A 12,071-nucleotide genomic window follows, 5' to 3' on the forward strand; every position below is an offset into this window, starting at 1 on the left:
GTCCGGTTCAGTACCGTCTTCACGCCAGCCAATTAGCTGCGTAATATAAAACTCTAACTTTTAGGGGTCACATCATTCCCCTTGGAGGTTTTTTAGTTTTTCATCTTAGGATCAAGCGCATCCCGTAAACCGTCTCCCATCAAATTGAAACCTAAAACCGTGAGCATAATGGAGAGTCCAGGGAAGATCATCGTCCAAGGAGCCGATTGCAAATATGACTTTGAATCCGCCAACATCTTTCCCCATTCAGGTTGTGGTGCTTGTGCGCCTAGCCCGAGAAATCCAAGTGCCGCCGCTTCCAATATGGCAGTTGCGACCGCAAGTGTTCCTTGAACAATTACAGGTGCCATCGAATTCGGCAAAATATGAGAAAACAATATTCTGCCGTCTTTCATCCCGATTGCTTTCGCCGCTGTAATGTATTCATCCTCTTTGATACTTAGGACTTTGGATCTTATAAGTCGACCGAAGTTCGGTACATTGATGATTGCTATCGCGATCAAAGCATTTTCAAGACCTGGTCCCAAAACGGATACGATTGCTATTGCAAGTAAAATCGAAGGGAATGCAAGCATTATATCAAAAACTCTTGAAATTAGTGTATCGATCCAACGACCATAATAACCAGCGATGATTCCGAGAAGACTTCCTACTATCACCGAGGCTATGACTGAAAGGAACCCTACCGAGAGAGAAATACGTGCTCCGTGTATTATGCGCGAAAGGATATCCCTACCAAAATCGTCCGTACCAAGCCAATATTCTGCGGAAGGAGGCTGAAGCCGATCTACCGCTAGCTGATTATTAATGCCTTCTTTAGCGATAAATGGACCAAACAACGCAAGCAGGATGAAAAACACAATTATGAACATGCCGACAACCGCCGTCTTACTCTTACGGAAACTTCGCCATGCCTCTTTCCATGGTCCTGTCGCTTTTCCAACTTCCGCTTCTAGAAACCCCTCAGTTTTCTGTATTGATTTAGTCATTCACTCTCCCCCTTCCTCAGTCATATTTAATCCTCGAGTCAATCAAACCGTACAGAAGATCTACAATGAGATTGATCATAACAAAAATGAATGCGACAACGAGAATGCCTGATTGAATGACCGGATAGTCCCGAAAACTAATCGCTTCGTAAATATACCTGCCGATTCCTGGCCATGCAAAAATGGTTTCCGTCAGAATCGCGCCGCCAAGAAGCATACCCATTTGAAGTCCAATGATTGTCAGTATCGGGATTGCGGCGTTCTTAAAGGCATGTTTATAAACGACCCAAAACATTTTTTGTCCTTTCGCACGTGCCGTTCGAATATAATCGGAGCGCAATACTTCGAGCATACTTGACCGGGTCATACGTGCAATAATTGCCATCGGTATCGTCGCCAAAGCAGCTCCAGGCAATATGAGGTGCCGAACCACTTCAAAAAACTGATCGAATCTTCCTTGAATTAGCGTATCGATTATATAGAGATGAGTTATCGCATTCACCGGATCCCTTACCGGTTCCCTGCCTGTCGTAGGTAGCCAGCTGAACTCGATTGCAAACGTCCATTGACCTAAAAGACCGAGCCAAAAAATCGGCATCGACACGCCAACAAGCGCCAAAACCATCGCTATGTAATCAAACCATGAATTTTGAAACCAAGCTGAAACGATGCCCGCGTTAATGCCTATGACAATTGCAATAAGAATTGCAAAGAAAGCGAGTTCCATCGTCGCCGCCAGATGAGGCCAAATTTCATCTGCTACTGGAAGCCTCGTACGCATCGATTCGCCCAGATTCCCTTGTAGAACGCCGCCCAAGTATTTAAAAAACTGAATATACCACGGTTGGTCCAACCCAAGTTTCACATTCATGGCAGCTACCGCTTCGGCCGTCGCCTGCTGACCTAAAATAACTTGTGCTGGGTTCCCGGGTATGGCCCTAATCATCATAAAAACGATGAAGACCATTCCAAGTAATACAGGTATGAGATGTACTAATCTTCTGCCTACATAACTGAGCATATCTTTCACCTCGCGAATTCTCGTTCACTTGTTTTCAAGTAAGAAAAAGAGGGCCAGACTCTGTCCATGCCCTCAATTCGAATCTACTTTTTTAACTCTACATTTGCTAAAAGATCCGATCCTGTAGGATGAGGTACGAATCCTGTTACCCCTTTGCTCGCTGCTAGTAATGGTGTTGAGTGAGCAAGTGGTACCCATGGGGCTTCATCATGAATGATTTCCTGTGCTTCTTCATACAATGCAATTCGCTTCTTCTCATCCACTTCTGTTTGTGCTTCTATAAATAGATCATGCATCTTGTCGTTTTTGAAATACGTATAGTTGTTGCTGCCAATATTGTCTTCATCTAATAACACGTAGAGGAAGTTATCTGCATCTCCGTTATCCCCTGTCCAACCGAGCATGAAAGCATCTGCTTCCCCTTTACTTGCCTTATCGAGGTAAGTTGGCCAATCATACGTGACAATTTTCGCTTTTATACCGATGTCTGCCAAGTTGCTCTGAATTACTTCAGCCACTTTCGCACCGTCAGGCATATATGGACGTGGAACAGGCATCGCCCAAAGCTCCATTTCAAATCCGTCCGTGTAACCTGCTTTCGTTAATAACTCTTTCGCTTTCTTAGGATCGTATGCATATCCTTCTATGTCATCGTTATAGCCGAAAATTGAAGGCGGCATCGGGTTTTTAGCGATATTCGCCTGGCCTTCGAAGAATGAATTGATGATTGTTTCTTTATCAATTGCATGATTCATCGCCTGTCGCACTTCTTTGTTATTAAACGGTTCGCGTGTAACTGTTAAACCGAGATATCCGACGTTCATGGACGGACGTTTAATCAGTTGCAAATCCTTATTATCTTCAATCATTTCTCCATCTGCAGGATTGATGCCGTCTGCCAAATCAATTTCCCCAGCAATTAATGCATTTAAGCGAGCTGAGTTGTCTGGAATGGATTTGAAAATGACTTTGTTAAGCTTAGGTAGCCCTTTTTGCCAGTAGTCGCCAAACTTTTCAAGTGTAATTGTCTCATTCGCTTTCCACTCAACGAATTTGAAAGGCCCTGTACCTACAGGATTCCTTTCGAATTGGTCGTCTCCTTTTTCAAATGCATCGGGACTTGCAATGGCAAACATGCTCATTGCAATATTTTTCAAAAATGGTGCTTGCGGTCGCTTCAACTTTATCAGTACGGTGTAATCCCCCTCTGCAACAACCGATTCGATGACATGCCCTTCATCGCCTTTGAATCCGCCGAACATGGAGTTATAATACGGGAACCTATCCGCATCACCATTTGCCCACCGTTCGAAGTTCTTAACAACAGCCTCTGCGTTAAAATCTGTACCATCATGGAATTTAACACCTTCTTCCAAGATGAATGTATACGTCAAACCGTCATCTGTTTTCCATTCTTTCGCAAGCCCTGGCTGGATGGAAGTATCTTGTTCGCCGAAGTTCAACAAGGTTTCATACACGTTAACAGTAACTTTGAATGTCTCACCTTCCGTAACCCTTGACGGATCAAGTGATGTCGAGTCACCTCCACGCCCGAAGACTAATGTATCTCCTGAATTCCCACTACTTTTCTTTCCACAACCCGCGAGAGCCGATGACAATACTAGCAGCAAAACTAATAAGGCAACTGGCCACACCCTTTTCTTACTCATAGAGACCCCTCCATTTGTTTTATATCATTGTCTCCCTGACTTCCGTAAAGATGACAGGCGACAGAATGACCAGTATGTTGTTCAATGAGTTGCGGAATGTCTGTTGTGCAAATTTCCATTTTATAAGGGCAACGTGTATGAAATGCACATCCAAGTGGAGGCGCTGCTGGATCAGGCATATCGCCTTCTATAAGAAGTCGCTCTTTATGAAAATCGGGATCTGGTACCGGTACTGCAGATAGTAAAGCCTGTGTGTATGGGTGCATAGGTTTCTCATATAGTTGTTCGCTAGGAGCGATTTCCACTAATTTCCCTAGATACATGACACCGACCCGATCACTAATATGCCGCACGACACCAAGATCGTGAGCGATGAAGATGTAAGTAAGATTAAATTCCTTTTGGAGATCTTGCATGAGATTTAATACTTGCGCCTGGATGGAAACGTCCAAAGCAGAAACTGGTTCATCAGCAATGATCAGTTTAGGATTCGTCATCAATGCACGTGCAATGCCGATTCTTTGTCTCTGTCCCCCGCTAAATTGGTGAGGGTATCTTTTTGCGTGAAAGGCATGTAATCCGACGACCTCCAAAAAATCCTGCACTTTCTTTTTTCTCTCAATGGAATCGGACATGCCATGTACAATTAACGGCTCTTCCAAAATCTTGCCGATTGTATGTCGCGGATTCAAGGATGCATATGGATCTTGGAAAACCATCTGAATATCACGACGTGTTTTACGCATTTCTTCTGCGCTTAAAGATGTGAGATCCTTCCCATCGAATTGAATGTCTCCTGCAGTTGGTTCCAATAAGCGCATAAGGACTCGTCCAGTCGTAGATTTCCCGCAACCGCTCTCTCCTACGATTCCTAAAGTCTCCCCGTGATTCACGTAAAAAGATATATCATCTACAGCTTTTACATGACCGACTGTCTTCCCGAACATTCCTTTCTTTACCGGAAAATGTTTCTTTAGATTTCTAACTGTCAACAAAGGTGTTGTTGCCATCCATTTTCACCTTTCTCTCTTCATATAGGAAACAGCGTGTCTGATGAACATCCGCAGTGACATATAGTTCAGGATTTTCACTTATGCAACGGTCAAATGCAAATTTGCAACGCGGAGCAAATCGGCACCCCGTCAATATCGTACCGGGTTTTGGGACATTTCCTGGGATCGAATACAGACGCTCTTTTTTCAAACGCATATCAGGTACAGACTGGATAAGCCCTTGTGTATATGGATGTTGCGGATCTTTAAAAAGCACTGAAGTTGGTGCTTCCTCAATGATTTGTCCTGCATACATGACAATCACTCTTTCACAAATTTCAGCTACAACGCCTAAGTCATGTGTAATTAATAAAATTGCTGTTCCTAAATCGGTATTCAGCTTTTTCATCAGTTGTAATATTTGTGCTTGAATCGTGACATCAAGAGCAGTAGTTGGCTCATCTGCTATTAAAACCTTCGGATCACAAACAAGTGCCATCGCGATCATCACTCTTTGCCGCATCCCACCGGATAGTTGATGGGGGTAGTCTTTCATCAGCGCTGAGGCTCTTGGCAAACCAACAAGTTTCAGCATTTGAACGGCTTTCTCTTCCGATTGTTTCTTGGACATTTCACTTTGGTGAATGGCTATCGCTTCGATCATCTGGTTTCCGATTGTGAACAATGGATTTAACGATGTCATCGGTTCCTGGAAGATCATGGCTATGTCATTTCCACGGATTCTTCTCATTTCTTTATCTGTGAGCCTTGTCAAATCACGGCCATTGTAGAGAATTTCCCCACCTGTGATTTTGCCTGGCGGAGATGGTACTAGCCCCATGACGGATAGCGAAGTGACGCTTTTGCCGCATCCAGACTCGCCAACTATACCGACTATTTCACTATCAGATAAATAAAAACTGATCCTGTCCACAGCTGGAATTTGACCCGAATCTGTAAAGAAGGTTGTCTGCAATTCTTTCACTTCCAGAATCCGTTTACTTTCGTTCATCGAAATCACCTTCCATACTTAATCTGGTACATGCGTCTATACTAATCATCATATTGTTCAGCGAAGGACAATATCCGCTTTTTAATGAAATATTTACTTCAGCAATTTTACTCCATAAAAATAGCCACCGAAATACTCGGTGGCTTCAGATTTAATAAATCAAATCGATTGAACTTGAAACAGATTATAGTAGATCCCTTGTTTTTTCATAAGTTCCTCATGAGTTCCGACTTCTTTCAACTCGCCATGGTCAATGACAAAAATGTTGTCCGCATGAGTGATTGTCGATAACCTATGTGCAACGATGAAAGTTGTTCGGTCACTCGCTAACCGTTCAAGAGAGTCCTGAATGAGCGCTTCACTTTCAAGATCCAATGCTGATGTCGCTTCATCAAGGATCAGCAACGGAGGGTTTTTCAAGAATACCCGCGCAATCGCAATTCGTTGTTTTTGTCCACCGGATAATTTTACGCCTCGCTCTCCGACAGTCGTTGCGTATCCTTCCGGCAACAGTTCGATAAAATCATGCGCATTTGCTGCCCTCGCTGCTGCGAATACTTCTTCATCCGTAGCATCCGGCTTCCCCATTAAGATGTTACTTTTCACAGAATCGCTGAATAGGATGCTGTCTTGCAATACAAGACCGATTTGGTCACGTAATGATTTTATTCGCACGTCGCGCAAGTCATATCCATCGATTCGAATAGCACCTTCCGTCACGTCGTAAAAGCGAGGAATGAGGCTGACAATCGTAGATTTCCCCCCACCACTCATACCGACGAGGGCTACCGTTTCGCCAGGTTTGACGGTGAAGTTGACATTCCTCAGCACGTTGCTGTCTTTTTCATCATATGTAAAGCTTACATTATCAAATGTAACTTCTCCATTAATGAACGGTAATGACTTGGCGTTGTCCTTATCCGTAATATCATACGGCTGTTCCATTAATTCAAGCACACGATCCATAGAAGCAAATGATTGTGTTAATGATGTGGATGCGTTAACTAGACGTCTCAGTGGATTGTATAGCTGATCGATATAGGCGATAAACGCTACCATGACACCGATGGATAAAGGTCCGTTAATCACTTGGTAGCCGGCATACGCAATGACTAATAGAGGTGCTACGTCCGTTATCGTATTGACGACCGCAAATGCTTTCGCATTCCATTTCGTATGGTCAATTGCCTTATCTAGAAAATTGCCGTTCGTCTCGTCAAATCGCTCTTGCTCTTTCTCTTCGAGTGCAAAGCTTTTGATGACACTGATTCCTGCAATCCGTTCATGCAAATAGCTTTGTACATCAGCGAGCGCCTGCGAACGTTTTCTCGTTAGGACACGCAACTTGCCGAAAAAGTGCTTCACACTGTAAGCGTAGAACGGGAATGCAAGCAATGTTACTAAAGTTAATGGTACGTCCATTGTCAACATGATGGTGACAGCAATAATGATTGTTGCCAAATCCAACCATACATTCATGAGGCCGATCATAACAAAATTCTTTGTTTGTTCTACATCATTGATGACGCGCGAAATCACTTCACCTGCACGCGTATTGGAGTAATAGCGTAGTCCCAGTTTTTGCAAGTGACCATACAGATTCTCACGTATGTCAAATAGTATTTTATTACTCACATATTGCGCAAAATATTGCCTGTAGTATTCAATCGGCGGCCTTATGAGAAAGAACAGCAACGCCGTGCCTCCAAGCCATAGAAATAATTGCTTCGTTTTTTCCGGATCAGTCAACGCTTCCGCACCAATAATATCGTCAATGACAATCTTAATAAGATAGGGAATAAACAAAGGAATCGCGAATTTTACAATTCCTATAAGTACAGTTAATAATATTTGCCAATTATACGGTTTAACAAACTTCATATAGCGTTTTATGCTTTCACCCATGCGCATTCTCCTTCTACTTGCCTTTATATATATCCAGTTCCTGTCGAGACTAGATACCTGTTTTCATTTTGACGCCATAAAAGCCTGACTGCACAATCGCAGGCAGGCTGTCAGTGGCCATTTTTATTCATTTGTTTATAAAATTGATATCTTGATGTCCACACTTCGATAAAATCAGGCGCAAATGGACCTTTCCGCTGCTTGACCCAAAGTAATAACTTATCAAGGTTACGCCACAAGATTTGGTCAATCACTTCGGGGTAATTCATCTTTTTCTTATGATCCGCATACTCGTCTTCATCCAATATTAAATAACTCATATCAGGGAAAACTTTTACATCTAAGTCGTAATCGATGTATTTAAGAGAGTGATGGTCATAAACGAATGGTGAACTCATATTCACATAATAATACACACCATCTTCACGAAGCATACAAATAATATTGAACCAATGCTCGGCATGGAAATAACAAATAGAAGGTTCCCTCGTTAACCATGTGCGTCCATCCGCTTCAGTTACAAGCGTGCGTTCATTCGCGCCGATTACAATATTTTTAGTACCTTTTAAGACAGTCGTTTCCTGCCACACTCTGTGAATGTTGCCATCATGCTTATAACTGTGGACTTGTATCGTTTCCCCTTCTTTCGGTATTACCATCTGAAAAACCACCTTTAATGTCTAAACCTATATATCCGTACATTATACCAATTGGTCAGACAAATTTGAAACGATAGACCTTACTGTTTGAAGACAACTTCTGTAGGGATTTATGTATAAAGAGAAAGTAAAAACCGACAGCTTTTAAGCTGTCGGCCGGTGATGTCCATCCATTACTTTGACTGATCTTCGTAACTGTTTGCACGAGCACCAGAAGCGTTACGCTTGTTTTGCTCAGCTTTCATGTTTTGTTGCTTAACATGATTTACATCTGTTTCAGAACCAAACTCTTCTTGCATGTTCTGTTGATTGGATTGTGCTTGGTTTTGCGCTTGTTTGTAATTGTTAAGATTGTTTTTTGTCATGGATTTTCACCTCCGTAACCACTATGATGCACAATGGCTACAATATTATTCGGAGGAATTTATTGCATTTTATTTTGCGCTTCATTCCAAATTTTCATCATGGGAACGGCTTTCGGTAGCCTTTCCACTTGCTCAGATGAAAAGAACTCAAATCCTTCTGGAGCACGTTCATCTGTTACAGCTACATGACTCGTTATAGTCCAAGTCAAATGAGAAAAAATATGTTTGAAATCGAGCAGATGTCTGACACGCTCAACCGTCATTCCATAATTATCCTTCATTAAAACTTCAATATCATTCCTGACGTCTTCAATCATTAAGAATTCCCACATATTCGCAAGTAACCCTGTTGCAGGTCTTTGTTTCATCAGCCATTCACCTTGCAAATTACGGATAACACACACTTGCATCGGAATTGTCTTCATCTTCATTTTTTTGGATTTTAACGGAAGTTCACGCTGTCGACCTTCATGGAAAGCTTCACAAAAATCACGAACTGGACAAAGTAGACACTTAGGATTAGGTGTACATATTGTCGCGCCAAGTTCCATCAACCCTTGATTGAATGACGACGGATCATCTTCGTCAATCAAATCCATAATGACTGTTTCAAAAATCTTTTTTGTTTTAGGAATTGCAATATCCTCTTCAATAAGCAATAACCTTGAAATTACACGCATAACATTCCCGTCGACTGCATGTTCCGGTACACCAAATGCAATACTGAGAACAGCGCCGGCGGTATAAGGCCCAACGCCTTTCAATTTAGATATTTCCTGCCGTGTATCCGGAATTTCACTTCCATACATTTCAACTACTTCTCTCACACCTGCCTGCAAATTCCGGCCACGCGAATAGTATCCGAGACCTTCCCACATCTTAAGTACATCTTCCTCTTTTGCTTGAGCTAAATCAGTAAGAGTCGGGAATTTGCTAATGAATCTTTCGTAATAAGGGATGACTGTATCGACACGTGTTTGTTGCAGCATGACTTCTGATACCCAGATATGATAAGGATTTGACGTTCGCCTCCAAGGCAGATCTCTTTTTTCGCGTAAATACCATTCGATTAAAGCTTTCCTGAATTCTTCTTTATGATCAATTAATTGCATGTTTACCTCCATATTGCATATGCTTTTCGTTAACGGAAAAAAGGGTATATACTAATCATACAATACTATTCTCCGGTCCATCACTATATTTCAAGCCAATAAAGGAGTGATTATTTGGATACAGGAACACATATTGTCATGGGTGCCGCTATTTGCGGATTAGCTATGGCAGACCCCGTAGTTGCCACAGATTCTGTCACAATGACAGCTGTCTATATCGGTATCGTATCCGGTTCACTGATACCTGATGTCGATACAGTCCTGAAATTGAGAAATAATGCAGTCTATATAAGCAATCATAGAGGAATTACCCATTCTGTGCCTGCAGTCATGCTTTGGCCACTCGTCTTGGCTACTTTATTGTCGTTGCTTTTTCCTGCCTCGGAATTTTTTCATGTGTGGGCGTGGACCTTTCTTGCAGTATTCATCCATGTGTTTGTAGATATATTTAATTCGTATGGTACACAAGCTCTAAGGCCATTTTCGAATAAATGGGTGGCGATTGGAGTCATTAACACGTTTGACCCAATTATTTTCGCACTTCATATAATAGGGATCGCCTTATGGATATTCGGAATGGAACCAGTCCCTACTTTCATGGTCATGTATATGATTATCTTCTTCTACTATCTATTGCGGTTCGCTGTAAAAGCAGCTGTCAAAAATGCAGTGAAAAACACCGTACCTGATGCCGAACATATATTTATCGCCCCGACGATGAATTTCTTCCAATGGAGAGTAGCTGCATCCAATGAAAATTGTCATTACGTAGGCAGGGCCTATGGACGATCGGTAAATATTTACGACAAGTTCGAACGGGAAAAGATGCCTGAATCCCCATATATAGATGTTGCTATGAAAGATAAGAACATCGAAGCATTTGTTTCATTTTCACCTATTTACAGATGGTCTGTGTCGCATATCGGTGATTTATACGAACTGCGTTTAATTGACTTACGTTATCGAAGTAAAGATTATTACCCGTTCGTTGCAGTGGCGCACGTCAATGAAGAGATGGAAGTAATCAATTCATATACTGGATGGATATTCTCTGAAGATAAGTTACGCAAAAAACTCAAATTCGTTCCAAACTCTTAACGCGAACAGACAAAAGCTTGTCCAACTTCCATTTTAGGATACCGGACAAGCTTTTCTTCATATAACTAGATGGGTGGATTTCACTTTCCCGTTTTGACAGGTTGCAACATGGCAATCGGTAAAGCTTCTTCTGCACGGTTGCCGCCTAAACGGTACCCCCATGCAAATCGGCCTTTTAAGTAATCCACTTGGAAGAAGACCCCTTCATCGCCGTCAATCCGGTACATTTCTCCAGGAACGATTGTAGCGGGGTCAATCATATAAGATTTCGCCATTAAAGCTTTTCGCTGATAAACGGCGAATTCATTAATCATTCCCATCTGTTCGGCTTTGCGTGCCTTCTCCATCAATCTGCCGATTTCAGAGCGTAATTCATGTTCATTCATATCACTATATTTTTTTTCATTCTCCATCGTCTTCGTTCTCCTTTTTTTCAATGAATAAGGCGATTTTCTCTAATGGTATACCTTTTTGATACATCGCCTGTTTGACCCGATTTCTTAATTGATAGCCTGTATGTTTAGATGCATAACGACGCCAAGCTTTTTCCCCGACAGAAACAGTTATATCATCCCATTCATCTTCTTCACGTTCGAAATCGATTTCTTCAAGCACACTATTAATTAATCCAAAATTATATCCTTTTCTCGCTAATGCATTTTGAATTCTTTGTTTTAACTGAGCAGGTGGAATGGAGCGGTTCGACCTAGCCGCCTTTTCAGCAAGCTTTTTGGCAACGGAAAATTGTTCTTCTTCGGAATATTGTTCTAGCACTTGTTCCTGCAACTCCTTTCCGACACCTTTTTTCATCAATTCCTGTTTAATTGCTTTTGGACCTTTTCCTAATGTGTTTTTTTGCGTAAGCATAACTGCTTCTGAAAATGCTTCATCATCAAGGAAACCAAGACGTTTCAGTTTAACAATCGCTTCAAGCACAACCGCTTCACCATATTCGAGATCCAACAGCTTTTTCTTCACTTCGGATTCGCTGCGCATTTTAAACGACAGGAAATGCAGGGCTCGGTTGAACGCCTTAGCGATCTGGTCTTCGTATGTAATCTCGTCCATCGTCCATTCGTCAAGTTGCATTCCTTTCGTCATGCCGAACTTTACTAAAATAGATTCATGAACACTAAAAGAATACTTTTCATCTAAATATATATTATAACGTTCGCTATCACGCTTTTGTTGTGTTATTTTCGTTATAACAGACAATGACGTCGACCTCCCCTTTTTATAAGTATACAT

The 12,071-nt window shown here is 41.9% G+C and carries 12 protein-coding genes; 1 reads left to right on the forward strand and 11 read right to left on the reverse strand.

What is annotated here, in order from left to right; all coding sequences use genetic code 11:
• Window positions 1-92: 92 nt before the first annotated feature.
• From nikC to mutY, 9 genes are all read right to left on the reverse strand, one after another.
• Window positions 93-989, reverse strand: coding sequence for a nickel transporter permease (nikC, locus tag H9649_RS14370; protein WP_191695600.1), 897 nt, complete (start codon window positions 987-989; stop codon window positions 93-95).
• Between the two features lie 16 nt (window positions 990-1,005).
• Complete coding sequence (locus H9649_RS14375) at window positions 1,006-2,010, reverse strand: ABC transporter permease (protein ID WP_191695601.1); 1,005 nt, start codon at window positions 2,008-2,010, stop codon at window positions 1,006-1,008.
• 83 nt (window positions 2,011-2,093) lie between these two features.
• A complete protein-coding gene (locus tag H9649_RS14380) occupies window positions 2,094-3,680 on the reverse strand; it encodes an ABC transporter substrate-binding protein (protein WP_191695602.1) in 1,587 nt (528 codons plus the stop codon).
• Window positions 3,677-4,690: an ABC transporter ATP-binding protein gene (locus H9649_RS14385; protein WP_191695603.1), complete on the reverse strand. Its 1,014-nt coding sequence runs from the start codon at window positions 4,688-4,690 to the stop codon at window positions 3,677-3,679. Before H9649_RS14385 ends, H9649_RS14380 begins: the two co-directional genes overlap by 4 nt.
• Window positions 4,662-5,684, reverse strand: coding sequence for an ABC transporter ATP-binding protein (locus H9649_RS14390; protein ID WP_191695604.1), 1,023 nt, complete (start codon window positions 5,682-5,684; stop codon window positions 4,662-4,664). Before H9649_RS14390 ends, H9649_RS14385 begins: the two co-directional genes overlap by 29 nt.
• 159 nt (window positions 5,685-5,843) lie before the next feature.
• On the reverse strand, window positions 5,844-7,589 hold the full coding sequence (locus H9649_RS14395) for an ABC transporter ATP-binding protein (RefSeq protein ID WP_191695605.1): 1,746 nt from the start codon (window positions 7,587-7,589) through the stop codon (window positions 5,844-5,846).
• 110 nt (window positions 7,590-7,699) lie between these two features.
• A complete protein-coding gene (ntdP, locus tag H9649_RS14400) occupies window positions 7,700-8,248 on the reverse strand; it encodes a nucleoside tri-diphosphate phosphatase (protein WP_191695606.1) in 549 nt (182 codons plus the stop codon).
• Between the two features lie 173 nt (window positions 8,249-8,421).
• Window positions 8,422-8,613 (reverse strand): gamma-type small acid-soluble spore protein, encoded by a 192-nt coding sequence (locus H9649_RS14405; RefSeq protein WP_191695607.1) that lies wholly within the window; start codon window positions 8,611-8,613, stop codon window positions 8,422-8,424.
• 59 nt (window positions 8,614-8,672) lie between these two features.
• On the reverse strand, window positions 8,673-9,725 hold the full coding sequence (mutY, locus tag H9649_RS14410) for an A/G-specific adenine glycosylase (protein ID WP_191695608.1): 1,053 nt from the start codon (window positions 9,723-9,725) through the stop codon (window positions 8,673-8,675).
• Between the two features lie 114 nt (window positions 9,726-9,839).
• Between mutY and H9649_RS14415 the strand changes: the two genes are divergently transcribed.
• Window positions 9,840-10,823 (forward strand): metal-dependent hydrolase, encoded by a 984-nt coding sequence (locus tag H9649_RS14415; RefSeq protein WP_191695609.1) that lies wholly within the window; start codon window positions 9,840-9,842, stop codon window positions 10,821-10,823.
• A gap of 80 nt (window positions 10,824-10,903) precedes the next feature.
• Here H9649_RS14415 and H9649_RS14420 read toward each other — a convergent pair whose 3' ends face one another.
• Window positions 10,904-11,236, reverse strand: a complete 333-nt coding sequence (locus tag H9649_RS14420) for a YfhH family protein (RefSeq protein WP_191695610.1) — start codon at window positions 11,234-11,236, stop codon at window positions 10,904-10,906.
• Complete coding sequence (gene recX, locus H9649_RS14425; protein WP_191695611.1) at window positions 11,226-12,038, reverse strand: recombination regulator RecX; 813 nt, start codon at window positions 12,036-12,038, stop codon at window positions 11,226-11,228. Before recX ends, H9649_RS14420 begins: the two co-directional genes overlap by 11 nt.
• Window positions 12,039-12,071 lie beyond the last annotated feature (33 nt).

Source organism: Sporosarcina quadrami (assembly GCF_014836615.1).
Lineage (GTDB): Bacteria > Bacillota > Bacilli > Bacillales_A > Planococcaceae > Sporosarcina > Sporosarcina quadrami.

Excerpts from the sequence above, each read along its gene's own strand:
- H9649_RS14420 (WP_191695610.1), bottom strand. The coding sequence starts at position 11,236 with ATGGAGAATGAAAAAAAATATAGTGATATGAATGAACATGAATTACGC.
- mutY (WP_191695608.1), bottom strand. The coding sequence starts at position 9,725 with ATGCAATTAATTGATCATAAAGAAGAATTCAGGAAAGCTTTAATCGAA.
- H9649_RS14375 (WP_191695601.1), bottom strand. The coding sequence starts at position 2,010 with ATGCTCAGTTATGTAGGCAGAAGATTAGTACATCTCATACCTGTATTA.
- H9649_RS14405 (WP_191695607.1), bottom strand. The coding sequence starts at position 8,613 with ATGACAAAAAACAATCTTAACAATTACAAACAAGCGCAAAACCAAGCA.
- H9649_RS14395 (WP_191695605.1), bottom strand. The coding sequence starts at position 7,589 with ATGGGTGAAAGCATAAAACGCTATATGAAGTTTGTTAAACCGTATAAT.
- ntdP (WP_191695606.1), bottom strand. The coding sequence starts at position 8,248 with ATGGTAATACCGAAAGAAGGGGAAACGATACAAGTCCACAGTTATAAG.
- H9649_RS14390 (WP_191695604.1), bottom strand. The coding sequence starts at position 5,684 with ATGAACGAAAGTAAACGGATTCTGGAAGTGAAAGAATTGCAGACAACC.
- nikC (WP_191695600.1), bottom strand. The coding sequence starts at position 989 with ATGACTAAATCAATACAGAAAACTGAGGGGTTTCTAGAAGCGGAAGTT.
- H9649_RS14380 (WP_191695602.1), bottom strand. The coding sequence starts at position 3,680 with ATGAGTAAGAAAAGGGTGTGGCCAGTTGCCTTATTAGTTTTGCTGCTA.
- H9649_RS14385 (WP_191695603.1), bottom strand. The coding sequence starts at position 4,690 with ATGGCAACAACACCTTTGTTGACAGTTAGAAATCTAAAGAAACATTTT.